At 44.7% G+C, this 26,618-nt stretch carries 25 protein-coding genes; 23 read left to right on the forward strand and 2 right to left on the reverse strand.

The window, feature by feature from the left end:
- The 8 genes from HMF8227_RS03630 (at window position 1) to HMF8227_RS03665 (ending at window position 10,209) form a co-directional block, all read left to right on the forward strand.
- On the forward strand, window positions 1–1,263 hold the full coding sequence (locus HMF8227_RS03630; RefSeq protein ID WP_162558485.1) for a glycosyltransferase family 2 protein: 1,263 nt from the start codon (window positions 1–3) through the stop codon (window positions 1,261–1,263).
- The gene (locus HMF8227_RS03635; RefSeq protein ID WP_109338889.1) at window positions 1,253–2,563 is read left to right on the forward strand and encodes a glycosyltransferase family 2 protein; all 1,311 of its coding nucleotides are present in this window, start codon (window positions 1,253–1,255) and stop codon (window positions 2,561–2,563) included. The genes HMF8227_RS03630 and HMF8227_RS03635 overlap by 11 nt, the downstream gene beginning before the upstream one ends.
- A gap of 11 nt (window positions 2,564–2,574) precedes the next feature.
- Window positions 2,575–3,480: a glycosyltransferase gene (locus HMF8227_RS03640; protein ID WP_109338890.1), complete on the forward strand. Its 906-nt coding sequence runs from the start codon at window positions 2,575–2,577 to the stop codon at window positions 3,478–3,480.
- Complete coding sequence (locus HMF8227_RS03645; protein ID WP_109338891.1) at window positions 3,452–5,167, forward strand: class I SAM-dependent methyltransferase; 1,716 nt, start codon at window positions 3,452–3,454, stop codon at window positions 5,165–5,167. Before HMF8227_RS03640 ends, HMF8227_RS03645 begins: the two co-directional genes overlap by 29 nt.
- 303 nt (window positions 5,168–5,470) lie before the next feature.
- Window positions 5,471–6,436, forward strand: coding sequence for a sulfotransferase family 2 domain-containing protein (locus tag HMF8227_RS03650; RefSeq protein WP_109338892.1), 966 nt, complete (start codon window positions 5,471–5,473; stop codon window positions 6,434–6,436).
- Between the two features lie 87 nt (window positions 6,437–6,523).
- Window positions 6,524–8,254, forward strand: a complete 1,731-nt coding sequence (locus HMF8227_RS03655; protein ID WP_109338893.1) for a hypothetical protein — start codon at window positions 6,524–6,526, stop codon at window positions 8,252–8,254.
- Window positions 8,244–9,329 (forward strand): glycosyltransferase family 2 protein, encoded by a 1,086-nt coding sequence (locus tag HMF8227_RS03660; RefSeq protein ID WP_109338894.1) that lies wholly within the window; start codon window positions 8,244–8,246, stop codon window positions 9,327–9,329. Before HMF8227_RS03655 ends, HMF8227_RS03660 begins: the two co-directional genes overlap by 11 nt.
- A 1-nt stretch (window position 9,330) precedes the next feature.
- A complete protein-coding gene (locus HMF8227_RS03665; RefSeq protein ID WP_109338895.1) occupies window positions 9,331–10,209 on the forward strand; it encodes a glycosyltransferase family 2 protein in 879 nt (292 codons plus the stop codon).
- Window positions 10,210–10,218: 9 nt separating this feature from the next.
- Here HMF8227_RS03665 and galE read toward each other — a convergent pair whose 3' ends face one another.
- Complete coding sequence (gene galE / locus HMF8227_RS03670; RefSeq protein ID WP_109338896.1) at window positions 10,219–11,235, reverse strand: UDP-glucose 4-epimerase GalE; 1,017 nt, start codon at window positions 11,233–11,235, stop codon at window positions 10,219–10,221.
- The gene (gene galU / locus HMF8227_RS03675) at window positions 11,232–12,146 is read right to left on the reverse strand and encodes a UTP--glucose-1-phosphate uridylyltransferase GalU (protein ID WP_109338897.1); all 915 of its coding nucleotides are present in this window, start codon (window positions 12,144–12,146) and stop codon (window positions 11,232–11,234) included. Before galU ends, galE begins: the two co-directional genes overlap by 4 nt.
- Window positions 12,147–12,435: 289 nt before the next feature.
- On the opposite strand from galU, the gene HMF8227_RS03680 reads away from it, so the two are divergent.
- From HMF8227_RS03680 to pssE, 15 genes are all read left to right on the forward strand, one after another.
- The gene (locus HMF8227_RS03680; protein ID WP_204101029.1) at window positions 12,436–13,149 is read left to right on the forward strand and encodes a glycosyltransferase family 2 protein; all 714 of its coding nucleotides are present in this window, start codon (window positions 12,436–12,438) and stop codon (window positions 13,147–13,149) included.
- Window positions 13,149–13,499, forward strand: a complete 351-nt coding sequence (locus tag HMF8227_RS03685) for a DUF2304 domain-containing protein (RefSeq protein ID WP_109338899.1) — start codon at window positions 13,149–13,151, stop codon at window positions 13,497–13,499. Before HMF8227_RS03680 ends, HMF8227_RS03685 begins: the two co-directional genes overlap by 1 nt.
- Before the next feature lie 5 nt (window positions 13,500–13,504).
- Window positions 13,505–15,382, forward strand: a complete 1,878-nt coding sequence (locus tag HMF8227_RS03690; protein WP_162558486.1) for a hypothetical protein — start codon at window positions 13,505–13,507, stop codon at window positions 15,380–15,382.
- Window positions 15,383–15,497: 115 nt separating this feature from the next.
- Window positions 15,498–16,565 (forward strand): glycoside hydrolase family 88 protein, encoded by a 1,068-nt coding sequence (locus HMF8227_RS03695; RefSeq protein ID WP_162558487.1) that lies wholly within the window; start codon window positions 15,498–15,500, stop codon window positions 16,563–16,565.
- A gap of 34 nt (window positions 16,566–16,599) precedes the next feature.
- Window positions 16,600–17,748 (forward strand): polysaccharide pyruvyl transferase family protein, encoded by a 1,149-nt coding sequence (locus tag HMF8227_RS03700; RefSeq protein WP_109338902.1) that lies wholly within the window; start codon window positions 16,600–16,602, stop codon window positions 17,746–17,748.
- Window positions 17,712–18,653, forward strand: a complete 942-nt coding sequence (locus tag HMF8227_RS03705) for a glycosyltransferase family 2 protein (protein WP_162558488.1) — start codon at window positions 17,712–17,714, stop codon at window positions 18,651–18,653. The genes HMF8227_RS03700 and HMF8227_RS03705 overlap by 37 nt, the downstream gene beginning before the upstream one ends.
- An 8-nt stretch (window positions 18,654–18,661) precedes the next feature.
- On the forward strand, window positions 18,662–19,996 hold the full coding sequence (locus HMF8227_RS03710) for a flippase (protein ID WP_109338904.1): 1,335 nt from the start codon (window positions 18,662–18,664) through the stop codon (window positions 19,994–19,996).
- Window positions 19,997–20,005: 9 nt separating this feature from the next.
- The gene (locus tag HMF8227_RS03715) at window positions 20,006–21,073 is read left to right on the forward strand and encodes a nitroreductase family protein (protein WP_109338905.1); all 1,068 of its coding nucleotides are present in this window, start codon (window positions 20,006–20,008) and stop codon (window positions 21,071–21,073) included.
- Window positions 21,070–21,969 (forward strand): glycosyltransferase, encoded by a 900-nt coding sequence (locus HMF8227_RS03720; RefSeq protein WP_109338906.1) that lies wholly within the window; start codon window positions 21,070–21,072, stop codon window positions 21,967–21,969. Before HMF8227_RS03715 ends, HMF8227_RS03720 begins: the two co-directional genes overlap by 4 nt.
- A gap of 3 nt (window positions 21,970–21,972) precedes the next feature.
- A complete protein-coding gene (locus tag HMF8227_RS03725; protein ID WP_109338907.1) occupies window positions 21,973–22,896 on the forward strand; it encodes a Wzz/FepE/Etk N-terminal domain-containing protein in 924 nt (307 codons plus the stop codon).
- 89 nt (window positions 22,897–22,985) lie between these two features.
- Window positions 22,986–23,333 (forward strand): acyltransferase, encoded by a 348-nt coding sequence (locus tag HMF8227_RS15230; RefSeq protein ID WP_275425496.1) that lies wholly within the window; start codon window positions 22,986–22,988, stop codon window positions 23,331–23,333.
- 6 nt (window positions 23,334–23,339) lie between these two features.
- Window positions 23,340–24,554: an O-antigen ligase family protein gene (locus HMF8227_RS03735; protein WP_109338909.1), complete on the forward strand. Its 1,215-nt coding sequence runs from the start codon at window positions 23,340–23,342 to the stop codon at window positions 24,552–24,554.
- A 2-nt stretch (window positions 24,555–24,556) separates the two neighbouring features.
- Window positions 24,557–25,627 (forward strand): glycosyltransferase family 4 protein, encoded by a 1,071-nt coding sequence (locus HMF8227_RS03740; protein WP_162558489.1) that lies wholly within the window; start codon window positions 24,557–24,559, stop codon window positions 25,625–25,627.
- The gene (gene pssD, locus HMF8227_RS03745; RefSeq protein WP_109338910.1) at window positions 25,611–26,084 is read left to right on the forward strand and encodes a PssD/Cps14F family polysaccharide biosynthesis glycosyltransferase; all 474 of its coding nucleotides are present in this window, start codon (window positions 25,611–25,613) and stop codon (window positions 26,082–26,084) included. The genes HMF8227_RS03740 and pssD overlap by 17 nt, the downstream gene beginning before the upstream one ends.
- Window positions 26,081–26,539, forward strand: coding sequence for a PssE/Cps14G family polysaccharide biosynthesis glycosyltransferase (gene pssE, locus HMF8227_RS03750; protein WP_109338911.1), 459 nt, complete (start codon window positions 26,081–26,083; stop codon window positions 26,537–26,539). Before pssD ends, pssE begins: the two co-directional genes overlap by 4 nt.
- Window positions 26,540–26,618: the final 79 nt, after the last annotated feature.

A 26,618-nucleotide genomic window follows, 5' to 3' on the forward strand; every position in this document is an offset into this window, starting at 1 on the left:
ATGTTAGTTTCGATTATTATTCCAGTTTATAATGTAGAAAAATACATTGACGACTGTTTGCAGAGTGTTTTAGGTCAGACGTATAGCAACTTAGAAGTGATTTGCGTTGATGACTGTGGTAATGATAACTCAGTAGCTATCTGTGAGAAATATGCATCGGAAGATAGTAGGGTAAATATTGTCAAGCATGAATTTAATAAAGGTCTACCGGGGGCTAGGAATACTGGTTTAAAATTAGCTAAAGGCGAATATGTCTATTTTATAGACTCTGATGATATGCTCGGTAATAATGATGCAATAGAAGCTTTGGTGAAGGAATCGGTGCATTCAGAAAGCGATATTGTAACCGGTAGGGTGTTACATTGGTATAGCGATGGTAGCACTACAGAGGATTACTTAGCTGAATGTCAAAAAAAATCATTCTCAGGCCGAAAATTTATAGATGTTCCAGAATTTTGTAGTCACGTAGTTGCTTGGCATAAATTAATTAAGAGAGAGTTTTTAGAGAAAAATAGTATATATTTTATAGAGTACTTGAAAAAACACGAAGACAATCCTTTTACAACAAAAGCCTTTTTCTATAGTGATAAGATAAGCTTTGTAAAAGATAGCCTTTTACTCTATAGGCAGCGTGGAGATTCTGATACGACTTCAATAATGTCTATAGATGACGAAGAGTATAATGCTAAATATAAGTTTCTCTGTTATAAAGAAATTTATGAGTTTCTGTCTGAATTTCCAGAGGAAAATTATACTAGGAATTTATTGTTCTATGAAGCGTCAAAAACTTTGAGCGATCTGGTTAATTGGAAATTTAAAAATATTACACAATCATTAAGGGTTGAGTATCTAAAAGAGCTGGGGTTTTTGATTAGGAAGGTATCTGGGCAAGACTTTAATTATATCTTTTTTGATTGTGCTGATTTCTCAAGCTTTCTTCATCGGCATGGCGTTACCGACTGTGAAAAATTCTATTTTAGAAAGCACCCCAGGCTTAATGTTTGGCAACTCTTTAATCTGTTTTTTCTGATTTTTTATTATAGGATTTTCGATCCTGGTTTCTATATTAGATATAATCCTGAGGTCATGCAGAAAGATAGGTCTCCTACTTTGCACTATCTGCTTTATGGATTACGTCGAGGTCTTGCTCCTAATAAATGTATAAATGATAAGCTCAATAAACTTCCCCATCGAAGTTCCTTCGAATTGAAGATAGCTGTCAAAGATTATATAACTAATAGGAAGAGTAGTAATGTTGATTAGCATCGTATGTCCAGTGTTTAATGCAGCTAATTTTTTAGATGAGTTTTTGGGGTCTTTGTTAAAGCAGACCTCAAAGTCATTTGAGGTTATATTTGTTGACGACTGTTCTTCCGATGATTCTTTAAAAATATTGAGCTCGTTTCAGAGTACTGATTTCAAAGTGAAAGTGGTGCGTAATGAAAAAAATTTAGGACCAGGACCTACTAGAAATATTGGGTTGAATTATGTTAGCGGTGATTATGTTTGTTTTTTTGATCCTGATGATGTTATAGCAACTAATGCAGTAGAAGTTATTTTGAAATATGCTGAGTTTGGAGATTACGATTTATTAAGAGGGAATGGTAAGTACTTTATTCTGGATCAAAGTTCAGAAAAGTATCCGTTGCCAAATATAAAAACTATAAACAATAAATTCTGTGAAAAGGATGAAATCAATGAAGCTCACGGTCTACCCTGGTATCATGTTGTTTTTGCTTTCAAGGTTGAGAAGTTAAAAAGAATTTGCTTGAAATATCCTGATCTGAGAGTTGGCGAAGACCCTGTTTTTTTGTTTAACGCTTTATCTCGATTGAAAAATTGTTATTTTTTTCCTGAGACGATTTATTACTATAGAACAAATCCAGATGAAGTTCGTCATTTTAATACTATAGAAAAGCTAAAAGACTTTTGTGAACATTTAGAGGAAATGAGTCGAATAGCTCAAACGTATTCTCAAATGGATACATTTGAGAGATATTTCCGAGATACTTTTTGGTTTGTATTTGAGAGCTATATTTTATATAACGACGAAGCTTTGTCCGAATGTACATCCTCCATTTCGAAAGTGATTAAGACTGTAAAGAACAAAGCTTCACTTGCAAATGATGAGTTTCATAGGCTCCTGGTTGACTCTCTATTGAGAGAAGACGCTGCTGCTATCAGTTTCATCAGGCATGCAAAGAGAATGCTTGATAATGAGCCTAAAAATCATAGACATGAATCTGCTTTTTCCGGCAATGATATAACGTTTTATTTAACTGTAAGCTGGATGTGCACTAGACCTTTACGTAAGATTTCTAGATTTTACTTTTTAATAAAAGATTATATTTTCTTGAGAACTAATAGAGATCTCAATATTCATGAGTATGTTGATAGTAATCCAGATGTGAAGTCCTATTTTCTTGGGCCGTATTTACACTTTTTGATAAATGGTTCCTATGAAAAAAGAAGCTGGTCGGGCATTTCGAAATTTTATTTTAATGATAGTTTGATACCGGATTCTATTTTTTCTGGGAAAAGGCCATTGTTAAAGAGGAAATAATAGGTAGCTCAATGTTAGTTTCGATAATAACGAGAACTAAAGATCGACTGAAAGTCCTGGACAGGGCAAAATCTTCCGTGTTAGGACAGGACTATGAAAATATCGAATGGGTGTTGATAAATGACGGTGGAGAGGATATTCCAAGTACTTTTTTCAGCGGCCTAGAAAGTTCACTCGCTTCTTTTGTCTATATCAATGTTCCCAAATCAATTGGTATGGAGGCGGCATCTAACAAAGCAATTAGTCGCTCTAATGGGGAATTAATACTCATTCATGATGATGATGATGATTTAAATCCTAAGGCGATCTCCGAAATGGTCACGTTTTTGGAAAATAATTCTGTGTTGTCAGGAGTGATAACAAATTATAATTATAAGGAGGAATGTTTTAGTGACGGGGAATGGGTTACAGTTTCTGAAAGTGAAGTCAAAACCTTAAGCTCAGATTGCTTGCTGCTCATTGATATATTAAAGAATAATATATTTCCGCCTATTAGTTTTATGTTTTATAGACGTGCTTATGACACTATTAGAGGTTATGACGAACGTTTATCTGTCCTTGGTGACTGGGATTTTAATCTAAGGTTTTTATATTGCTTTAGGGTTGGTCACCTTGATAAAAATCTTGCTAATTATTATGTCAGATCGTTAAATGATTTAAGTTCGTACTCAAACTCAGTTGTTAAAGATAGGTGTAAGCATCTTCGAAGTCATGAGGTTGTGATTAATAAATACATTTCAGAGCCTGCATCATATGATTTTCCTGGACTGGGTGGGGCGCTGCTATTAGAATATAGAAACAAAGAACAAGTAAGCTTGCTCGCTGAAGTTTCTAAAAATAGTATTTCTGCCATCTTATCATTCCTTTCTAAGCTTTGGAGTAAAGTATATGGAAAGCGGTTCAAAAATATACGGTAAAAAATTCTACCAGAACCAAAGTGGCGGAAGTTACGAAAGTGCTGTAGCTGTTCTTCAGAGGGTATTTGAGGTCCTACCTGTTAAGGTTGAGCGTGTCGTTGACTTTGGATGTGGTTTAGGAACTTGGTTAGCAGGTTGTAGGCAGTTGGGTGTTAGTCAGCTAATTGGAGTTGAAGGTGATCATGTTAAACATTTGGATAAATATATAGAGGACGAGCACTATATCTATTGTAACTTGGAGAAAAAACGGCCTGCGTTTGAGCAAAGCTTTGACCTCGCTATTTGCCTGGAGGTTGCTGAGCACTTAACTAAACCAGCGGGTTCAGAAGTTGTAAAAGCCCTTACTCTATCATCGGACTATATATTGTTTTCCGCTGCAATACCTTACCAAGGGGGCGATGGTCATATTAATGAAACATGGAGTACCGACTGGGTAAAACTGTTCTCTTATCACAATTATGAATGCTTTGATGTGATTAGGCCTGCAATATGGGATGATTTTACTATCGACTGGTGGTATCGCCAGAACGTAATGTTATTTGTAAAAAATGGCTCTGCTAAATCAACTTATTTCGATGATAAAAAGTCTTTTCACTGCAAAAACCTTGTTCACCCTCAACAGTTTTTGACCGAAGTTCATTCGGCTAGAGACCAAGTAGATAATAGCCTAGGTGAAGATTTTAATTTTTATAAATCATCGGCATGTTTTGAAGAAGGTTTAGTTTGGAAGTCTCAAGAAAATTATATTGCTCAAAAAAGTAGAGTCAGGAAGGGGCAAGCATATAACTTTGATATGCTCAAGGATTCGAGTTTACCAATTATCTATAAGGACGACGAAGTTCCTGTTGAGGACCATGCTATTGATCAGCCTGTGTTGTTGATTGTGGGTGTTCAAAAAGCTGCTACAACTTGGCTTTTTAATTTCCTATCATCTAGGGATACCGCTTTTTATGGTCCTCCAGTGAAAGAGGTGAATTTTTTTAATAGATTGTTTTTTGCTAGAAACTCTGCGTACTCAGGGTTTTGGGCAGATAGGGTTGTGGCGGATAAGTTTAAGGGCAAGCTTAATGATATAAACAATGACAGATGGTCAAAGTATGTCTTTAATATTGTTCATAACTCGCTTAACTTAGCTTGGTATAAGAAGGTTATGACTGAATATTCTAGAGGAAGGGTGGCTATAGACGCGACCCCAGAGTATTGTATGTTGCCATCAAAAGGAATCAATTACCTCTCGGATTCCCTTCTAAATAAAAATATTGTTTTAGTATTGCGCGATCCCGTTGAGAGAGTTATATCACAAGCTAAGGCAGCCCTAAAAGCAGCGGGTATACCTGTATCTGATGAAGATATAATTGAATTTTGTAAGAGGGATAGTGTGATAAAACGCTCTGACTACAGTGAAATATTAAATTCATGGATGCACGAGCTAGAACAAGGGAACCTTACTATCTTACTTGCAGAAAAACTTTGGAAGTCGTACGAGGATGCCTGCGAGGAACTAAATAAGCTCTACCCCGATCACAACTTGTCAAAATGTGAGTGGGAAACTCCTTACAATGCAACTGAAAACTATGGCGTAAGTTCATTGCTCTATGATGAGGTATCACACCTTGTCGATTACCAGAGGCAGCTAAAGGCTGTAAGAGCATATCGACCCGATGTAGATGAATTTTGGGGATTATAGATAGTATACACAGATAGTGTGAGTGTTTTAGCTTGATTAACGTTAAATTATTCTAGCTGAAGGTAAAGTTAACTGTTGCTTTTTGAATCAATGAGTGGTCTGTATTGTTATGTTTTTTCTTTTGCTAAGTGGGTTTGTTTGTAGTTTGGAGAGTCTTTTTAGTGGTTTTTATTAAGAATATATTGTTGATGTTAGAGTAAGTCTGTATCTTCTATTTTGCCTGTTTTAGAGAGGCTGTTCGGTTTTATCAGATTCTTGCATTAGCCAGGTTTTAGTTGTATCAAAGTAGAGTTTCCAAATTGAATGTTTAATCGACTTTTCAAACGTCATTACCCCAGTGTGTTTTTTGTGCATATTCCTAAAACAGCGGGTACCAGTTTTCGCCATGCCCTCGAGCGACAGGTTCCACTTTGGAAAGACTATGGGGAAGAGTCAAAGGTCACAAGTGACGAAGTCAGGAAGAAGGCTTATGCTGAATCTGATTTTTATACATTGAAGGATATGGTTTTTGCATCTAAGCGATCTTTGTGTGGGCATATACCAGCACGTAAATACAGTGATTTTTATCCGTCACATAAGGTGGTGACTTTTTTACGGCATCCATTCCAGCAGGTCTTATCTCACTATAATCATAAGGTAAAGTATGATGGCTTAAATCTAAGCTTGGAAAAGTATCTTGTCAAATCATGCTATCGAAATATACAGTCCCGCTACTTAAAAGGTTTACCGCTGTCTTTATATGGTTTTATCGGCATAACGGAGCGATATGTTGAGAGTGTCGAGTACTTTAATGAGCTATACGGGAGCCAAGTAAAGGCCCTAGAGCGTAATCAAAATCATTCTCCTTCTATTTCCAGCCAATCGGTAGGAGAAAGCCTAAAAGCCCGCTTGCTAGCGTTAAACGAGGAAGATCTCATCTGTTATGGTCAAGCAAAGGCATTGCTTGAGCAGCGCCTTAGTCACATGGAGCATCACTCGGTGAACTCTTGGGTTTATGCCTCGGTTAACATAAATAACAATAATCGCTTAGCTGGCTGTGCGTTTTATCATGGCGGTACACAGCCTGTTAGACTGGTGGTTAAGGTTGGCAATGAGGTGCTGCAAACCCTGACAGCCGATAATTACTTTACCGGATTTCCTCGCTGGTGCTTTCCCCGTCATCGCTACGTGGGCTTTCAAAGCGAGAAGCTACCTCGGACAGAAGGTGACGTTGTTTCGCTAGAGGTGAAGTCTACCGGTCAACTGTTATTCAGACTGAAAATTGAGTAGGAGGCTTCCACTGAGAAGTGTGACTCTGGTAGCATCCGTCTGATCTTTACTACTTTGAACTTGGAACCACCTTAATCAAAGGCGAGTATGTCAAACCTTAACTCTCTTATTGCCGATTATTGTCGGTGGTTTAATCTGCTTACTGCTAAGGTCGCCGAACTGTGCCATGCCCACCTTTATTTATCGGTGGTGTTATTTCTGATCAACCAGGTTAGTCAGGTTCTGGTTGTGTTTATCCCATTAAAGCTACTGATTGTTATCGGCTCAGAGGGTGTGCCGCGTTTTATCAGGCCTTTTATTCCTCAAATAGAGCAGGAAACTTTGATTATTGGGCTGGCTTCCGGGGCCGGTATTGCCTACTTCCTCTACCTGTTGAGCGATATGGCCCTTAATAAGCTGGCAATCAGGGCAGGGCGAAGGATTGTGGAAGGGTCAGACAAGATATCCTTATTTGACAATCAGCAAGAATTTTCAAAGTTAATGTTTACCCGAGTGGCCCGAACCTGGGGTGGTGTACTTATGGTGGTCGGTGGTATGGCCCTGGGGTATTTGCTTGACTGGCGTATTTATGCAGTTTTAACCGGGTTGTTAATACTGGAATACACAGGCATGGTATTTTATTGGCGCTATTTGAGTCAGCCTAGGCAGTCTCTGAATAAAATTTCCTTTATTAACCGTAAGACTACCTATTTGCAGGGGCTGTCAGCGATAAACTTTGGTGTGGTTTTTTTATTTTTGGTTTATTTCTTCTGGGTGGAGAGCTATAGCTTTATTGTCGGTATCATCATCATTCTCCTTACACGTCAGGTGATGATCCGCTTCACTTTGGCCTTTAATGACGCCTTTATTACCCATCAACAGAAAGAAAAAATCAGCGCCTTGTATTTTTCAGACGTGAAGCTGATAGAGGTAAAGAAGCAGCATGAAGTCACCTTTGTTGAGGGGCTGTTGCCGCAAAACTGGCCGCAGACAATAGCAGATCTCAATGCTTGCTCCCATATTGATCTGCTCAGTTACCAGTGGCAATGGGTTGATAGTGGCGTGAGAAATATCGCTTGTTATCTGGGCCAGGCAGAAGGCCATTCAAATGATTACGATCTGCTGCTGAAACTCTATCCACTGCAGCAGGAAAAGAACTATCACTCGGATAAGTTAATCAGAGAAGAACTGGACAGTGATTTTGCTTTAAATACGCGGGTTATTGACTCTGGTGAGTCCGAGGGTAAATATTTTTTGCTGGTTGAGGGGCCTTTCAATTCTTCAGGGAAGCAGAATATCACTAAGACGCTTCTTGATAGCGCAAGGCAGGCATTATGGTGTTATCCATTACCGGAATACCTGCATAGCAAGGTAGCTCGTAGCACCCCAATGGTGCATGAGCGCTTGGAGGTTGATAAGCTCGCGGAGATCCGGGTGTTGGGGGAGAATCCCATACTGGATGAAGTGCTTAGGCTGTATCCTCGCATCTGTCCTTATATTGATAACCTACCAACCTTCTTGTTTAATCGTGCGCTAAATCCCGGTGCTCTTTTAGTTTCTAAAGATGGTGAACCTAAAGTCAGTCACTGGCATGCTCTGGGAGTTGAGCCGTTGGGTATGGGAATGCGGCTGTCTGAACTGGATGAAGTTGGAGAAGAGATTCTGAGTCGATTGAGAGAAACGCGTGAAGACTGTCAGGGGCTGTCCTTGGCGTCATTAAAGCTGGTTTCCACTCTGGCTGTGTTGGAAGGGTTGTTAAATGGGCAGAAATACAGTGAGGCCGCTCAATATATGGAGAAGTTCTCAGTATTAATGAAAGAGTGTCTGGATGGACAATAAAACGATACAAAACGCTAGAGTCGTGGTGCTGTTAGCGACCTATAACGGGGCTTCCTATTTAAAAGAGCAAGTCGACAGCTTACTGGAACAGACTCTTTCGGTAGAGGTCCTTGCACGAGACGATGGCTCCAGGGATGCCACGATGGATATATTGCGCAGTTACGATGATGTTTTATTGCTCAACGATATAGAGGGCGATGATTTTACCCCTGACTCCCCCGCTGCAACTTTCTACCAAGCTAACTATGTAAGAAACTTTTCCATACTATGTGAGTATGCGCTTAAGCACACCGACGCCGAGTATATCTTCTTTTGTGATCAGGATGATGTATGGCACCCGGATAAAGTGGAGTTGACTGTAGAGGCAATACGGCAGGTTGAGGACTCAGAAGGGAAGAATTTTCCGGTGGTGGTTCATACTGATCTTACCGTGGTTGATGAAAAGTTAACCCCATTAGCCCAGTCGTTCCGTGAGTTTGAAGGGTTACCACACCCTGACGAACATGGTTTGTCCCGTGCTTTGGTTCAGAACGTGGCAACAGGCTGTGCGATGGGGTTTAATCGCCGTTTGTTATCCTTGATGACGCCTATTCCGCCCGAGGCTGTTGTGCATGACTTCTGGTTTTATATTGGCGCCAAGCTGGCAGGGAAAACGTGTTACTTGAATAAGGCGCTGATCGATTACAGGCAACACACCGGCAATTCTATTGGCACCATCTCCGCCAAAGAGCGCTTTAGCTACATCAAGCCTTACTTTTACCGGAGCCTGCTGCGTTTCCCGATAAACCTGAAACGAACCCTTCACCAGGCAAAGGCGTTGAAGCGTGTTGTTAATGGTAGTGGCTTAAAGCTCTCTCAGGCTCAGTTTAGCCAACTTGAAAATATGGTCACTCTCGATACTATGAGTCCGATATCACGTGTTAGGATGCTGCGCCAATTATTTCCCGGTCGGCGTTCAATCGGAGAGAGGCTTTATTTAAGCCTGTTGTTATTGTTCTTGCCTTTTATTTCCTCTGGGCAGAGCCGCGAAAAAAAAGAGGCTCCGGGAAATCAGCCTAGGGCGCCCCATATTTAATATGCCCCTTTTCTCCGTCTGCATCCCTCACTATGGCTCAGAACGTCTTTTACTTGAAGCCGTAAAAAGCGTTGCTGTGCAAACTGTTCGAGACTTTGAGTTGATTATTTCGCTAGACTCACCCGTCTCTGATGCTGCACTGACTCATATTCGTGAACTAGTACCAGATGTAAAGATTACACAATGCCCCACCAGCGGTATTGCTCAGAACTGGAATCATAGTGTCGAACAGGCGACCGGTGAATACACCGTGTTACTGCATTCCGATGATAAGCTTAAACTTGGTTATCTGGGCCTAATGAACAAACTTATTCAACAATATGATGTTGCCGATGCCTGGTTTTGTGGTGTTGCGCTGATTGACGAATGCGGTCAGGCAACCTGGAGCTTTGCTGATAGCGTTAAAACTTGGATAGAGCCAGCACAGCAAGAATATTGTCTGGAAGGCGACCTGGGCCTGGCGCAGATTCTAAAAGGTTGCTTTGTTTATTGCCCGACGATTTGCTACCGAAGTGAGGTGATTAAAGAGTTTGGTTTCTCAGAACGCTGGGGAATGGTGTTAGATCTGGACTTGTATGCGCGGCTTTTGATGGGGGGCAAGTGTATCGTCGGTACTCGGGACGTACAATTTGAATATCGCCGCCACAGTCAGAGTACTACGGCCCAACTCACCAAAGACCGCACTAGGTTTGAGGAAGAGTGGATGCTTTACCAGTTAGTTACTGAACAAGCTGAAACTATTGCATGGCAGAAAACAGCGGCCGTGGCGAAACGCAAATTAATATTACGACTTCATGCCCTTTTCTGCTCGGCTAAGGCGTTAGCCGCTCTTGAGGTGAAGCTTTCTCTGGCTTACTTTCGCCAGGCGTTGGTTAAGTAAGTTTCAGCCTTAACGGAAATATCCGTTCGGGTTCTTGGATTGCCAGTGCCAGGTGTCACGGCACATCTCATCGATGCCCCGCTTGGCTTCCCAGTTCAGGCCTTGTTTGGCCTTTTTCGGGCAGGCATAGCAACTGGCCACATCACCAGGGCGGCGGTCGACAATTTCATGGGGGATTGCCACGCTATTGACCTTCTCGAAGCTTTTTACCATATCCAGCACGCTGTAACCCTGGCCGGTGCCCAGATTGTAGGTTTCTAACCCTGGTTTATTCAGGGTTTGCAGGGCTTTTAAATGGCCGTCGGCCAGATCTTCAACGTGAATGTAGTCACGTACACCGGTGCCGTCATGGGTGTTGTAATCATTGCCAAAAACACTGAGCTTTTTCCGTTTGCCAGTGGCCACCTGGGCGATGAAGGGCATCAGGTTATTTGGGATGCCGCTGGGATCTTCACCGATCTCGCCGGATTCGTGGGCGCCTACCGGGTTAAAGTAACGTAGGAGGGCGATACGCCAGGTACCGTCGGCATGGTGCAGATCGCGTAGGATGGTTTCAACCATTAACTTGGACTGGCCATAGGGATTGGTCGGCGTGCCTGTTGGCATGGATTCTTTAAGCGGGAGGGTCTGTGGGTCACCGTATACAGTGGCCGAGGAGCTGAATACCAGGGTTTTGACTTCATGCTCCTGCATCACTTCACACAGGTTCATGGTGCCGTGTACATTGTTTTGGTAATAACGAATCGGCTGGCTGACAGACTCTCCCACGGCTTTCAGACCGGCAAAGTGGATAACAGCTTCGATGCTGCTATTGGCAAAAGCCCGTTTGATATCGGTTGGGTTTAGTAGATCTCCCTGAATAAATCGGATGAGACCGCCGGTTAGGTTTTCTACTCGCCGTAAAGACTCGCGGCTGGAGTTGCTAAGGTTGTCCAAGACCGTGACTTCGTGACCGTTTTCAAGGAGCTGCAATACAGTATGGCTGCCAATATAGCCAGCGCCGCCAGTAACCAGAATGTGACTCATAGCGTTTGACTCAACTCTTGTAGGTAAGTTTTATAAACCTCGCCTAAGACTGAATGTCTCAAGCCGTATTCCACATTGGCTTTCATATAGCCTAGCTTGCTGCCGCAGTCGTGGCTTTTTCCCTTCATGTAATAGGCTTCCACTGGTTCGATTTTCATTAGTGATGCAATGGCGTCGGTTAGTTGAATTTCGTCACCAGCGCCCGGCGGGGTAAACTCAAGCTGCTCCCAGATGTTGGCCGAGAGAATATAACGCCCCACAACGGAAAGATCAGAGGGAGCTTCCGACTGTGCCGGTTTTTCAACAATACGTCTGATTGGTGCGGTTTGGCCCGCTTCGATGGCCTGACCGCCAATATCCACAATGCCGAATTGGTTTACCAGGTGCTCTGGCACCTTTTCTACCATAATCTTGTTGTGACCGGATTGTTCAAAATGGTTGAGCATTTCAGCCAGGTTATCTTGCTTTGGGTTGGCCAGAAAATCGTCGATCAGTACATCCGGTAAAACAACGGCAAAAGGTGCGTTTCCCACTAATGGACGTGCCGTCAAAATAGCATGCCCCAAGCCTTTAGCTACGCCTTGGCGAACATGCATGATGGTTACATCATCCGGGCATATGGACTGGATTTCTTCTAGTAGCTGACGTTTTACTCGTTTTTCCAGTGTGGTTTCCAGTTCAAAGCTGGTATCAAAGTGGTTTTCGATGCTGTTTTTACTGGCATGGGTGACAAGTACGATCTCTTTTATACCCGCAGCGACACATTCATTGACCACATATTGGATCAGGGGCTTATCTACTACCGGTAGCATCTCTTTGGGAATAGCCTTGGTGGCAGGCAGCATGCGGGTGCCAAGACCTGCTACAGGAATAACAGCCTTACGGACCAGAGAGTTCTTTGCTGAGTGCATTGATATAATTTCTTCCTTGTTATGGTAGAGGGCAGATAATACGTTTTTTTGTCGCTAAACGAAATCATCAGCCAGCGATCTGGACTTCATGCCTCTTATTATTCGACATTTTTCCTACGCTCTTAGCCAGGCATGACGTTGTGTAATGGCATAGTTTGGTAATGGATACCATATTAGATGTGATTTTGACGCGGTTATATGGCATGGCAGAGTGTGATGGGTTAACGGCAATAATCACTCTACCATTTGGGCTGTTCAGCCTTTATAATCCCGCTCTGAACTGAGGAGCGTGATCATCTTATTCGTTGTTATCCCCGCAAAAAATGAGGCGTTGACCATTGGAGCTGTGGTGGCGGGTGTCAGGCAGAGTGTGCCTTGCACCGTTATTGTGGTGGATGATGGCAGTGCCGATAATACCGCTAAAGAGGCTACAGAAGCTGGCGCCCTGGTATTGCCGATGGTGCAATCAGTGGGAGCTTGGCTGGCCACTCAGGCGGGCTTGCGTTATGCCGCCAAGTTGGGGGCTGAGCAGGTGATCACCATGGATGCGGATGGCCAGCACAGGGCGGAGGACCTCCCTACTTTATTAGAACAAGGGCAAAACAATAAGGCCGATGTGATTATTGGTGCCTGTGTTGCCCGTGGGTCATTGTCACGCCGGATTGCCTGGGGCTTATTCAAGCGCCTGACCGGCGTCAGTATCGCCGATTTGACCTCAGGTTTTCGTTTGTATAATAAAAATGCCCTGATGGTGTTAACCAGTCGGCAGGCATCCCTGTTGGAGTTTCAGGATATGGGCGTATTGCTGATGCTGCGCTCGGCAGGATTGACTATGCAGGAAGTGTCGGTACGTATGTGTCATCGCACTAACGGGATATCGCGCATCTTTTCGTCGTGGGGGAAGGTCACTTACTATATGATGATCACCTTGTTCTTGTGCTTGGTGAAGGCCATGCCAGAGCGCTCCACTCGTTATATTCGTCGTTTAAAACAGGGAAGCTAATGAGTACACCTCAGATCGTGTCGTCCATTATCGCCGCGTTAATCAGTATCACCATCATCTGGATGGTACGCAGGGACCACCTAATCACCCGGGATGGCCTTAAGTGGATTTTGATTTCCATTGCTATATTGCTTTATGGCTTTTTCCCTCAGTTGAATGACATTATCGGTTCTGGCCTGGGAATCAGCTACCCGCCGATTATTCCTGTATTGCTGGGCATGGGCGTGATTTTGATCAAGCTGCTGATTGCGGATATTGAGCGTGCCCGCATGCAGGTAACAATAAACCGTTTAGTGCAACGTTTGGCCATGCTGGAAGCGGATAGAAAGGATAGTAGCAGGGAGTCTTAAGCTGTATGAGAGAGCTTGGGGTATTTGGACTTTTATGTTTGTCGTTATGCATCGCGGGGTGTGGCGGCGATAGCAGAGAAAACAAAAACTACGACAGGACTTCAGCCTATAAGCTAACAGCCTCACCAGACCAAGACTCAGCCAGATCGTACACCTACCTCAAGACACAATCCGGTGAGTGTCTAAGCGATAGCTTTCAATGTGACCAACAGTCCCCTTCAGTAACTCGCTATAAGGGCGGATTTGGTTTTCGTCCTCACGTTTACGGACATAATACTACTTCTACTTTATATAACGAACTGGATCCATTTGAATCTGGTGAGTTGGTATCTGTATACAGTGGCGTGGTTGGGACCTATTCCGCTAAACACAGCCCGGTAGCTGTCAGTTCAGAAAACTACCAGTATTTTGTTTACTCCGGTCCGGTTTTAACCGATGAAGAACAGAAGGTGGCTACCACTGTTAATGGGGGCGTTAAAACGTCAAGTGAGCTGTTCTGGCGTGAAGACGGAAAGACCAATATTATAGGCTTGTATATTGCGCGCCTGAATAACCATACCGGTAAGGTCTCAGCCCCGCTGCTTTTGCATGCCAAGAATACAGACGACCCTCATGATAACGCTGTACTGAGCTTTGATAATAAAGGCAATTTAATTGTACTTGCCTCAGGGCGGGGGACCAGGCGCAGCGGCCTGATGTTTTATATCCGTCGGCCTGATGAGGTAACTGTTTTCAACAGCAATAGCTTAGAAATACGGGAAATTACACCAGATAATATTAATTATCAAACCTTGGGAGAAGCGCTTTCACGTCCAGAATTCGCGTCTATTACCTATCCACAGTTGCTTACCACGGAACACGGTTTAAAGGTGATCTACAACGTTTATTGCTATGGTAATCACGAGCTGAATTGCCGGGAGGGCACTCGACAAGTCTGGCAAGCAAGTATCGTTTATGAAGAGGGAATGGATAAAGCCACGTTGACTGACGTGAGGCCAATAGCTGCGGTGGAAGGGCATTATGCATTAGCAAGAGTGTCGCCTAATGGCCGGGAAGTGGTTTTGGCATTTAATAAACATCTGGGAGGGAGTGTGGCGGACAGGGCGAACCTCTATCTGCTTTACTCTGATGATGGTGCAGTAAGCTGGCAGTACTTTGACAGAAGGTCTTCAGAATGGCTTGGTGCTGATACATTACTCCCATTATCGACGAACGAAGAAATGAGCCGAGTTGCAGTATATGAAACCGAGCTGAGTCAACCCGTCAGGGAGAGGACCTATCTGAAGGATTTGATGATATCTGACTCTGGTTACTCATCTGTTCGGGTACTGGTAACCCGCTCAAAAGGCAGTGATAGCCACTACCCTTGGTCTGCTGCCCAACACCGTATTGAGTCATTAGCGCTAGTTGGAGATGTTTGGCTGTCGGACTGGCAAAGTGAAGATGTGGATCATAACTATTCCACGGGCTTTCTTTTCAAACATGAAAGTGCCAAGGTTGGAGCTTACTTTCCTGCAACTCCAAACGGTATGGAAAATAACTTGGCCGGAGGGGCGTTGGCGAGAGTGTTACGAGGGCGGGTAGACTATTTTTCAAGGCCTTTAACCCCGGGAACAAACGGATATCTGGATTCCTTGTGTGAAATGAACTACGCCAGAGGTTTCATTGGTACAAACGGTTCGATGTTGGGAATCGCGGGAGTAGCTAATCCGTACCAGTTTATTGGCTCTGCCGATAACGATGAACTTCCGGCTGCTTCATTGGTGTTGATTGATAGACAGAACCAATGGCATCAGTTACCCACTCGCTTAGGGGAGGTGGATAGCAATGGTGAGTACGACCTTATGACTCTTACTGAGGGGAATGAACTTGAGTGTCGGTAAGAGTTTACTGGTGTGCTGTTGTCTTGTTCTTGCAGGGTGCAGTGCGGAAAACTCTGCTTCTCCGTCTGAACAAAATGCTCTCGAACCGGAGTATAGCCGCAAGCAGGTTCTGAGTATGGCTCAGGAAAAGTATCTGAATTTTGCTCGGCATCACAGCCCTGTAGAGGGCTACCCAAGAGCAGTCAATGATGCGAATGAATGGGTACAGGTACCGCTTAATTGGACCAGTGGCTTTTTGCCTGGGATTTTATGGAATCTTGCTCATTGGTTGGAACATGACGAACTGCAACAGCAAGCTCGACGTTGGACGGTGAACCTGGATGATGCTGCTCATTGGTCGACCCATGATATCGGTTTTATGGTGGACTATAGTTTTGGCAAAGGGTACCGAGCTACGAACGAGACACAATACTTGCCCGTAATGGAGCAAGGCGCAAAGAACCTGGTGACGCGCTTTAACCCCAATGTTGGTGCGATCAAGTCGTGGAATCGAATGGGCCGTCACACTGTAATCATCGATAATTTGATGAATCTGGCGCTGCTATTTGAGGCGGCGCGTTTATTTGCTGATGATCGCTACTATCAGATTGCCTTAACCCATGCCTATACCACGGCCGACGAGTTTATCCGCCAAGATGGCTCAACCTTCCATGTTGTAGACTTTGACCCAACGTCAGGTGCGGTAATGAGAAAGCACACTGAGCAAGGTCTTAACGCATCAAGTACCTGGGCTCGGGGGCAAGCCTGGGCCATTTACGGTTTCGCCCAAACCTATGGCTACACAGGTGACGTGAGCTTTTTAGAGGCGGCAGATGTAACAGCAAAGGCCTTTATTAGCCGAATGCCTAATGATGGCGTGGCGCCTTGGGATTTTGATGCGCCCGGTGAGGCCCAAAAGGATGCCGCAGCTTCGGCCATCGCTGCGGCTGGCTTATGGCTACTCTCGAACTTGCACGACAATCCTGATACCATTTCGGTTTACCGAAAAGCCTCGCAGAGGCTTATTGATGCATTGCTTAACCCGCGCTACATCGACCTGAATGAGTCTGGTGAGTCCTTGCTAATGCACGCCACCGGTCACTTTCCAGCCGGTAGTGAAATTGACACCTCTTTGATCTACGCCGATTACTACCTTATTGAGGCGATGATGATGCAACTTGGCTTCATTGACTCCCCACTGTAGCGGGACTTTGTTTACCGTGTAGAGGAATGAAAAATTGTTAAATATTGAAGTCCGCGGTATTGGTTTCCCCAATAAAGGTGCGGAACTCATGCTGGCTGCGATTTGCCACAAACTGAAGCGAAGTGGTATTAAGGCTCGCATTGTTTTGCCGCCAAGCACTGCCCCTTACGAACAGCGCGCGCTATATCAAGCTCACCAGCTTGCTGAGTTTAAAAAATTCGGTTTGAATGTTGGCGCCATTTTTCGTGTCGTACCGACTGCTATTCGGCGCCATCTGGGCATTGTTTTGAAGTCGGAAATTGACGTTATTCTCGATGCGTCAGGTTTTGCCTATGGGGACCAGTGGGGAGCAGTTAAAGTGCGCCAGCGCTTTAATGCCTATATGCGCGGCTTTAAAAATGGTAAGTCCTCAAGGCGTTTGATACTCATGCCTCAGGCATTGGGACCATTTTCTGACGAGGCTATCAAACGAGAAATGGCTAAGATCTTACAGGCGGCCGACCTGGTATTTGCACGAGATCCCGAGTCGCTGGAACATGTCGAGGGTATAAAGAACTGCTCTGGAAATGTATTTCAGGCGCCTGACTTTACTAACTTGATTCAGCCAGTGTACTCCCAAACAATAGATATGAAGGACAAACGCGTTTGCTTTATTCCAAATGCTAAAATGATGGAAATGAAGCAGGACGAAGGCCATTACCTCAGCTTTATGGCTCAATTACTCAGGCAAGCGCATGAGGCTGATCTTAAGCCTTTCGTTCTGGTCCATGAAGGGAGAAAAGACTCTCAGCTTGCTGAAGATATTATCACTGAGGCGGGCTGTGATGTACCTGTAATCAAGCCCGATACTGCCACCGATGTAAAGGCCCTGATAGGGATGTCGAAGCTGGTGGTTAGCTCTCGTTTTCACGGTCTTGTAAGCGCCCTGTCTCAGAATGTACCTGTAATGGCAACGGGGTGGAGCCACAAGTATCGTCAATTACTGTCTGACTATGGCATTGAAGATCTGCTCTTTGATGAGAAAAAAGACCTTGGTGTGGCTAAAGAAAAAATGCTACTTCTGGGGGACGGTGGCGAGGAGTACCGAAGAATTAAGACGTTGATCGCCGAATATGCCGGGCATGAAAAACAAAAGTCCGAAGCTATGTGGCAAAGAATTTTCAGTGTCATGGAGAACAAGTGATGTCTGCGGATGTAGCCATCATCATTCCGACTTACAACGAAGTGAACCGCTTGGGCCAGTGTCTGGATGCTCTGGCCACGCAGACAATAGAACTTGAGCGGTTGTTCGTGATGGTCGTGGACAATAACTCCAGTGATAATATTCAACACTGTGTTGAGCGCTATAGCTTTTGTCACTATCTATTTGAAGAGCAACCGGGGTCTTACTGTGCTCGAAATAAAGCACTTAATGAATTACCGAAGAGCATTAAGTATATTGGCTTTACCGATGCAGACTGTTTACCTCAGCCTGACTGGATTGAAAATGCGTTGCAACATCTGATGAAACAACCGTTGCAGGCCATCGCCGGGAATGTGGAGGTTTATGTTGAAAGTCAGGGGCAACCATCCATAGTGGAGCTTTATGAAGTTCTTAGAGCATTCCCGCAACAGTTTTATGCCGAGCAGCAACACTTCGGTGTTACAGCAAATCTCTTTACCTCCAGAGCGGTCATAGACCAGGTCGGTTCTTTCAATACGAGCCTTTATTCCGGTGGCGATCTGGAGTGGGGGACTCGGTTAAAAACAGCAAGTATCCCAGTGAATTATGCGTCTGAGGTACGAGTATGTCATCCAGCCCGCCAAAGACTCGAGCAGTTAACCCGCAAAATACGGCGCACAGTAGGCGGTGCTTACCGCCAGCGAGAGGAGTTGCCTGAGTGTGCGGCACTGTTTCGGTGGACAGCCTTGATTAGGGGGATTATCCCTCCGGTTAAAAGCCTGAAGAAGCTTGCCTCTCATCCTATGGGGCTGACTCTAGCTCAGAAGTGTCGGATCTTTGGGCTTTTTACTTTTCTAAAATGGTACCAGGTAGCCTATCGCGTCAAGTACTTGCTGGGCCTACAAAAAGCTGATGAGAGGCTTTGAGGTGCCCGATGACTGCCAAGGTCGTTGAAAAATTAAAAGACCGGTTTGCTCTGTCGAGAGAGAGTAAAAGAGCGGTTAAGAATACCCACTGGCTGTTGTCAGAGAAGCTTGTTTCGATGCCCGTAGGTCTGATTACCAGTGTTCTTCTGGCTCGTCACCTTGGCGTTGAGCAACTTGGTCTGTACAGCTACCTTCTCTCAGTGGCGATGCTTGTAACCCCTTTGGCAACAATGGGGTTAAGTAGCCTTATTACCCGTGAGTTGGTGAATGAGCACGACCATCGCTATTCCGTCATGGGTGCGGCTTTTCTGGTCCGGCTTTTTGGAGGGTTACTGGGGCTTGGGGTGCTTAGCCTTTATGGGATGACGGAATCGGCGCAGAACGCTCAATGGCTGATGCTTATAGGTGTCGCTCAAGTTTTTTCCTGTATGACCTTTATCGACTTTTGGTTCCAGTCCAGGGTGCAGGTCCAGTATTCGGTTATGGCTAGGACCTTTGCCTTATTCGCGATATTTAGCATGCGGTTAGCCGCTATATGGTTTGAGGCAGAGCTTAGCATTTTTGTTTGGTTATATGGTGCCGAGCTGATTGTCTCGGCACTATCTTACCTAACCGTTTACCGGCTCCGCGGAGAGCGCCTTGTTGACTGGCAGCTTGATGGTCGTCGTGCGATATCTATGGTTAAGCAGTCATGGCTGCTTATCCTCTCTGGTTTTGCAGCGATGGTATACCTCAAAATCGATATGGTGATGCTGACCAGGATGACTACTCTTGAGCAAGCCGGGCTCTATTCGGTAGCCAGTCGTATCTCTGAGATTTGGTATTTTATCCCCATAGCTGTGGTCAGCTCTTTTTTTCCGATGCTTCTTAAACTGAGAAATACCAGCCATGAGCACTATCATAAAAAGTTGCAGGTGTTGTGCGACCTTTTGTTTGCTATGGCCGTGGCGGTTGTAGTTCCCGTTATATTGTTATCAGAATCGGTGATGGTCATAGTATTCGGGGATGAATACCGGCAAGCGGCCCCAGTGCTTTCCATACATATATTAGCCGGTGTGTTTATATTTATGCGGGCCTTATTCAGTAAATGGCTTATCGCTGAAGGGCTCTTGAAGTTTTCTTTGGTCACTCAACTTGCAGGAGCCCTGGTAAATGTCGCTTTAAACGCTCTGCTGATTCCTCATTATGAGTCCATGGGAGCAGCTTGGGCGACATTGATTTCGTATGCCTGTGCTTCCTATTTCGCTTTGTTTTTCTCATCGCATACTCGACCGATGGCCTTTATAATGTCCCGTTCTCTGTTACTACCCTTCAGGGCGGGCAGTTATTTCAGGCGAGGATGATTCGATACCATGTTTAAAGCTCTTATTAGAAAAGTATTGCCTCGTAGCGCGATTGTAAGTCTTAAGAAGAATCGTGAGGACGTGAGGCTGTTGTTATTGAGCCTGTTTGCCAAAAGCCCTTTTCTGAGTAGCCTTTACTACACCTTGGTCTCCCGCGAGTTTCGCCGCGAGCAACATGCGGTGCTGAACGGGCGGTTGACTTATTACAAAACTCATCAAAGTCTCGCTAATACTGCCAGCAGCGCGCTGTTGAGGCGCAATACACATCGGCTTGAGAAAGGCCTGATTATGCGACCCAGGCGGCCTGTTTTTGCGGAGCAATACATCCAGGAAACCGTAGAGGCTTTTGCAAAGATGGTGAATTCACGCACTTCGTGTGAGCAAGAGCTGAAGTGGGCTACCGATGTGTTGACCGACTATTTCGATGTGGTGGAGCCGACGGCAGTGGTGACATCGGCCAGAAACGTATTTGAAGCGACAGGTCGGCGGGGCGATAGTGGATACGTTCCCTATACCGATAGTGACCGAAGCCGAAGTCAGATCGATGATCTGCAATTGGAACTACTGTTTCGTCAGCGCCGCTCTACACGCTGGTTTCGTCAGAGTTCTGTTGAAGATGATAAGTTAGACAGGGCCATTCAGCTGGCGTCGTGGGCGCCAAGCGCCTGCAATCGTCAGCCCTTCCGCTTTTTTGTCGCGAATGGTAATGAAAAAGCTCAGCAAATCGCAGAACTTGCCGTTGGTACGGGCGGCTTTGTACATAATATTCCCTGTACTATCGCGGTTGTGGGAGAGCTTTCTGCCTATCCACTTGAGCGCGACCGGCATCTCATTTATATCGATGGCTCATTAGCCGCGATGCAACTCATGTTGGCATTAGAAACACTGGGGTTGGCTTCTTGCCCGCTTAACTGGCCTGATATTGATTTCAGGGAGAAGGCCATCGCCGAGCGCCTTGAATTAGCACCAGAGCAACGCGTGGTGATGCTGATTGCCATTGGTTATGCTGAGCATACCGGCAAAATTCCATACTCTCAGAAGAAGACGGTTGAATCGCTCAGACAGGATGTTAAATGACGGCGACGACTTTGGAACCCAATAAGAGCAAACCATTGGTCAGCATTTATATGCCGACCCATAATCGGTTGTCATTGCTTCCCAGGGCAGTGAAGTCGATACAGGCGCAAACCTTTACGAACTTTGAAGCCATCATTGTTGATGATGGTTCAAGTGACGAAACCGCACAGTATTTAAATCAGTTGAGTAACGAAGATCCGAGGTTCCGGGTTTATCGTCATGAAAGCCCGAAGGGGGCCTGTGCGGCTCGCAACCTTGCGATTTCTATGGCCCGCGGCGAGTACATTACAGGCCTGGATGATGATGATGAGTTTACCCCCGACAGACTTTTGTTTTTTTGGAACAACAGGGCGCTTGCTGATAAGTATGGATTTGTCTTTACCTCTCAATACTGGAGTTATGGACAGCGGAGGAAGGTGCTGGGCTTTAATGAACAGCGGCTGACTTTAGATAGGTTGCTGAGCTTTAATTATGCTGGGAATCAAGTGTTTATTCAGACTGAAAAGCTAAGAGCGATTGGTGGGTTTGATGCAGCGATGCCAGCTTGCCAGGACTGGGATACTTGGATTCGAGCGTGTCAGAAATATGGTGATGCATACAGTTTAAATAAACCAACTTATATTACACATACGGAGCACGAGCTAGGCAGAATCAGTGTCTCAAAAAACAAGGTGCTAGGCCATGAAAAGATTATTGAAAAATACGCAGGTATTTCTAGCAGGAGAAATGCGAGAGATCAAAAGTTTTTGCTATGCCGAGCAAGACGAGAGAAGTTCACAATATTCTGTTTTATAAAGTTGGCGACATTACGAAACTGGCGCCTCGCAGTTCGATATTTACTTTCTTCTAATTTTCCCTACCTTTCGGCAATTAGATTAAAAATTTTAAAAGGATGAGTGATGAGTAACAGTGATAGTTTGGATTATAGCATTCGCACACTCTTTTATTATCTGATAAGGCGCTGGGTTTATTTACTCGGCATTCCATTCCTGATCTCCGTTGGAACGGCAATGTGGACGTTGAGTTTGCCGAATGTCTATCGTAGTGAGGCCCTTGTTGCACCGAGTCAGAATCAGTCAGGTGAGCTCTCGTCGGTAACTGGGCAGCTCGGTGGGCTCGCATCTATGGCTGGAATCTCTCTGGGCGGTAAAGGAGCAGTGGATAAGGTGTCTCTTGCACTGGAAACGCTGACATCACGTTCTTTTTTGCTGAATTTTATCAAAGAGAATGAACTGGAAGTGGTGCTGATTGCTGGTGAGTATTGGGATGATAGAGAGCGTGAACTAGTCATTAATAAAGAGATCTATGATGTGGAGACACGTACTTGGCTCAGAGAGGTAGAGCCTCCGCGTTCATCAACTCCTACTGACTCAGAACTCTATGAGAGCTTTTTGGAGCAGTTGGTTGTGGAAAAAGACCCAACCTCCGGCGTTATTACTATCTCAGTAGAGTCTCTATCCCCGTTATTAAGTAAGGAGTGGCTGGAAGGACTGGTTACTGAAGTTAATAAAGTCATGAGGGACCGAGAACTGAGTAGACTTAAAGGGAACATCAGTTATCTGAAGCAGCAGGTGTCTCAGACAGAGGATGTGGAAATAAAGACGTCGTTATTTGGCTTGATTCAAGAACAATACAAGGAACTCATGCTGGCCAACGTGGGGGATGAATACGTGTTGTCGGTGATAAGTGAAGCCTATGTTCCAGACTCTAAATATGGTCCTAGACGTGCGCTAATAGTTTTCCTCGCTGCATTCTTGTCGGGTGGTATTGTCGCGTGCTTTTTGACGATTGGTTTTGTCACCCGCAAGCAGGGAACGAAATGATGAAAAGACCGTTGTTCGTTTTTCTGAGGGATTCGCTCCGGAACTCTGTGATTGGCTTACGACGCTGGTGTTTGGTTCATGCATTTGGGATGAATATTGGTAAAGGAACCATTGTAAGTTTCAAAGCCTATTTGGATAAGTCAAATCCTCGCGGCATACATATAGGTGAGAAAAGCTATATCGCAGCAGACTCATTGGTTCTATCTCATGATTATATAAATAAACGGCACGTCCAAACTCATATTGGGCGTCATGTATTTATTGGTGCCAAGGCTATCATCTTACCGGGATGCGATATTGCAGATAGTGTTGTTGTAGGTGCTGGTGCGGTTGTGTCCGAGCCGGTAACCGAGTCAAATGTCATAGTGGCGGGGAATCCAGCGCGGATTATTAAAAGAAATGTGCGAATTGGCGCATTCGGTCAGAAGAAACGGTAAATCGCTATGTCGTCCTCAACGTTTTTCAGTGATCCTCGCCGATCATTTCAAGAGCGTGGGCTGGTATTAATCTGGGCTCTGACCCTTCTGGTCGATACGATTAATGGCGCGTTAGTGCTTAATCTGGGGCTACCAAGCATGCTTTCTCCCGCTTATAAGCTCGGGGCCATGTTTTTGTCGCTGTTGTTCTTGGCCCATTATGCGCCCAAAGTAATGGCTTACAATAGCGCCTTTATTCTGATTGTTTGTTGCTGGGCTCTGTCTCGGTTGTGGTTTGGCGATAGCTCTGGGCTTTTTTTCTCTTTACAGGAGCTATTTAAGGCTTATTTATTCTTTCTCGCTTTCTCGATAACTTCGGTAATGCGAACGACGTCAGCAAAAACGATCCAGCTAGTTGTAGCTGGATATTTGCTTGTATTACTCGCAAATGTGGCGGCCTCGTACACTGGTGTTGGGCAGTTTTCTTACGGATCTTATGGTGCCACTGGCTTCTTTGTCGGTGGTAATGTCGTATCGGGTATTATTGTTGTTTGCGCAAGCTGGGTCATTTACAACGCTTACACAAAATCGACATTCAGGTTTCTGACTACAACACTGTTTTTCCTGCTACTTGCTCTGATTATGGGAACTAAAGGAGGCATTTTAGGTGTCCTGTTAGTGGGCATGTTGACTATGTGCTTTCGTTTAAACGCCAAAAGCATTTTGTTGTTTGCATTTCTCTTTTCAGTTTCCTTGGGGGGGCTTTTGTTGGCCTGGGATTGGCTAACTGATACTCCAATATATGCTCGTCTTGTGTTTTTTTACGAGCAAGGAGGTATTAGCAGGGCCCTTTTATCAGGGAGAGAGGAGAAGTTCGCTATTATTTTTCCTACGCTATTGTCTGGGGGGTGGCAAGATTGGGTCTGGGGACTCGATTTCGAGAAACTGAGCGCTCTTTCTGAAACTCGAATTGAACTTGATTTTGCTGATATGGCTATTTATTTTGGCTTTGCTATTACTGGATTTATTTATACGTCTTATTTGGCTGTATTTCTAACATTAACACGCATTAAACATAAGGCATTTCGTGCGCCGCCTATTATTGCTTTTTTATTACTACTCGCGCTGGGAAGTGTTGCGGGCCATGTGTCGTTTAATGGCGTCATCACGCCAATATGGGGAATATTTATGGGGCTAGCCTTATCGTCCTGCCTGAATGCTCACGATGTTCACAGGGATTAAAAATGATTCATTGTGTATCAACGGAGACAAAAAATGGTCGTGGGGGAATAGCTTCAGTTATCAATGCTCTAAGCCCCATGCTTGAGGCAAAAAATATCCCAGTGAGGGCAGTAGTGAGCCACCGCCCAGGTAAAAAATGGTCAAGTTTTTGTGGTGCACTGAATGAACTTGATACAAATGTAAAGGCGGGAGACGTAGTCTGGCTCCATTGTGGCCCGTGGCTTTCTTTAGTTCGGAAGTATGCATTGGCGCGACGAGCACGAAGCAGAAAAGCTCTTATTGTTTTTCATCTTCATTCAGTGGAAATAGATGCTTATTTAAACAACCGAGTGACAAGGTTTTTCTTGAGGCGGATGCTCTTGATAGCAGACCAGATTGTTGTGGTCTCTAAGTGGTGGCAGAACCGCATAGAAAAGGTTTACCCTGAGTTAAAGGACAAAATAGTCGTTAATCAAAATGGTCTGAGTCCGGTCTTTCTGGCGAAGGCCATGAAAGAAGCGCATACACCTGATAGCCCGAGTGAGACGGTACGGGTTATTACAATGACGCGACTATTGAAGAAAAAAGGGGTTCAGCGTGTTATTGAGGCGATGAGGTTTCTCCCACCAGAGTTTCATTTAAGTATTGCCGGGACCGGCCCTTATGTGGGGGAGTTACAAAAGCTCAGTATAAAGCTTCAACTTGAGTCACGCATACGCTTTCTCGGCTGGTTGAATGAGGACGAAAAAATACAGCAAATGAAAAGTCATGATGTTTTCGCTATGCCCTCCGAGTATGACTCATTTGGTATGGTCTTCATTGAAGCGATGGCCTGTGGTTTACCCGTTGTTACCACGCCGTCTGGTCCCATTACTGACATCGTCACTAATGGCATTGATGGTATTATTGCTCGATCAACTGATGGTGAAGATATCGCAAGAGCAATAGAAAAGGCGTATCAAAACTGCGTCTCAATGGCCGACAATGCCCGAAACAATGTTTCTGATAACTTTCGAGTAGAGAGCGGAGCACGGGAATTAGTAAGCCTGTTTAGTCGTATGTCGGGAAAGAGTGTTGATGGGCAGAAAAACTAACATTTTACTTATGGTTTACGGAGCGGGAGGCCACAAAGCACAAGCCCACCGTGTGGTAAATGCCTTAAATGTAACTCAAACTCGCATCGTAACTATAAGCGATGACTCAAGCCGCCCGGAATGGTCTGATTATCATGTTGTAGCACCTGGCTTAAGAGAAAAAAGCCGTTCAAGCGGTAGCTTAATTGCGGCATGGCAGATTTTTTGGCAGTCAATTCATATCATTAGAAAACATCATGTGACGTCAATGATTTCAACGGGACCGGGTATAGCCATCATACCCGCGTTGATTTTGCGTATTTGTGGCGGAAAGGTTATCCATTTGGAAACATGGAGTCGGTTCTATACTCGCTCCCTGGCGGGAAGAGTGATGTATTTAATTGCGAATCGTTTTTACTATCAGAATAAAACGCTCTCGAAGTTCTATCCCAAGGGGATGTATGGGGGGCGTCTGTGAGGGTATTGGTTACTGTTGGCACTACTACTTTTAATGGTCTTTTTAGACATATTGATAATATTGCGGGCCAGCTGCCAGAGCTGGAATTCGTTTGTCAAATAGCAAACGGTGACTATGAACCCCGGCATTGTAAATGGTTTAGGTTTTCTCAAAATATTGAAAACGAGTACAAGCAGAGTGATGTTGTCATTACTCATGCCGGAGCTGGTAGTGTCTATCAACTTTTGGAAATGGAGAAAGTGTTGATTGTTGTTCCAAATTTGGAGAGAAAGGACCAACACCAGCTCGACCTTGCACGTTATGTCGGCGGTGAAAACTATGCGCTTGTTGCCAATAACGCGAGTGAGATTTTGACAGGACTAAGAAAAATTAAGCAGGGTTACAAACCCACCCCTTATCAGAAGGAGTCATTTTTTATTGCTGGAAATATAAGAGAGTTTTTGGGTCTTCAATAGTACTTTACTTAATAGTTTTCACCCTCAGGAACAATAGAGCGAAAGCCAGCATTGTCTATTTATTGGGGAGGCTTTAGTT

The organism is Saliniradius amylolyticus, from assembly GCF_003143555.1.
Taxonomy (GTDB): Bacteria; Pseudomonadota; Gammaproteobacteria; order Enterobacterales; family Alteromonadaceae; genus Saliniradius; species Saliniradius amylolyticus.

Bases quoted from the DNA above. Each gene is read 5' to 3' on its own strand.
- HMF8227_RS03740 (WP_162558489.1), top strand. From the start codon at position 24,557: ATGATTCATTGTGTATCAACGGAGACAAAAAATGGTCGTGGGGGAATA.
- galE (WP_109338896.1), bottom strand. From the start codon at position 11,235: ATGAGTCACATTCTGGTTACTGGCGGCGCTGGCTATATTGGCAGCCAT.
- HMF8227_RS03650 (WP_109338892.1), top strand. From the start codon at position 5,471: ATGTTTAATCGACTTTTCAAACGTCATTACCCCAGTGTGTTTTTTGTG.
- HMF8227_RS03655 (WP_109338893.1), top strand. From the start codon at position 6,524: ATGTCAAACCTTAACTCTCTTATTGCCGATTATTGTCGGTGGTTTAAT.
- HMF8227_RS03665 (WP_109338895.1), top strand. From the start codon at position 9,331: ATGCCCCTTTTCTCCGTCTGCATCCCTCACTATGGCTCAGAACGTCTT.
- HMF8227_RS15230 (WP_275425496.1), top strand. From the start codon at position 22,986: ATGAATATTGGTAAAGGAACCATTGTAAGTTTCAAAGCCTATTTGGAT.
- HMF8227_RS03645 (WP_109338891.1), top strand. From the start codon at position 3,452: ATGGAAAGCGGTTCAAAAATATACGGTAAAAAATTCTACCAGAACCAA.
- HMF8227_RS03715 (WP_109338905.1), top strand. From the start codon at position 20,006: ATGTTTAAAGCTCTTATTAGAAAAGTATTGCCTCGTAGCGCGATTGTA.
- HMF8227_RS03710 (WP_109338904.1), top strand. From the start codon at position 18,662: ATGACTGCCAAGGTCGTTGAAAAATTAAAAGACCGGTTTGCTCTGTCG.
- galU (WP_109338897.1), bottom strand. From the start codon at position 12,146: ATGCACTCAGCAAAGAACTCTCTGGTCCGTAAGGCTGTTATTCCTGTA.
- HMF8227_RS03630 (WP_162558485.1), top strand. From the start codon at position 1: ATGTTAGTTTCGATTATTATTCCAGTTTATAATGTAGAAAAATACATT.
- HMF8227_RS03685 (WP_109338899.1), top strand. From the start codon at position 13,149: ATGAGTACACCTCAGATCGTGTCGTCCATTATCGCCGCGTTAATCAGT.
- HMF8227_RS03640 (WP_109338890.1), top strand. From the start codon at position 2,575: ATGTTAGTTTCGATAATAACGAGAACTAAAGATCGACTGAAAGTCCTG.
- HMF8227_RS03635 (WP_109338889.1), top strand. From the start codon at position 1,253: ATGTTGATTAGCATCGTATGTCCAGTGTTTAATGCAGCTAATTTTTTA.
- HMF8227_RS03690 (WP_162558486.1), top strand. From the start codon at position 13,505: ATGAGAGAGCTTGGGGTATTTGGACTTTTATGTTTGTCGTTATGCATC.
- HMF8227_RS03725 (WP_109338907.1), top strand. From the start codon at position 21,973: ATGAGTAACAGTGATAGTTTGGATTATAGCATTCGCACACTCTTTTAT.
- HMF8227_RS03660 (WP_109338894.1), top strand. From the start codon at position 8,244: ATGGACAATAAAACGATACAAAACGCTAGAGTCGTGGTGCTGTTAGCG.
- HMF8227_RS03720 (WP_109338906.1), top strand. From the start codon at position 21,070: ATGACGGCGACGACTTTGGAACCCAATAAGAGCAAACCATTGGTCAGC.
- HMF8227_RS03695 (WP_162558487.1), top strand. From the start codon at position 15,498: ATGGCTCAGGAAAAGTATCTGAATTTTGCTCGGCATCACAGCCCTGTA.
- pssD (WP_109338910.1), top strand. From the start codon at position 25,611: ATGGGCAGAAAAACTAACATTTTACTTATGGTTTACGGAGCGGGAGGC.
- HMF8227_RS03735 (WP_109338909.1), top strand. From the start codon at position 23,340: ATGTCGTCCTCAACGTTTTTCAGTGATCCTCGCCGATCATTTCAAGAG.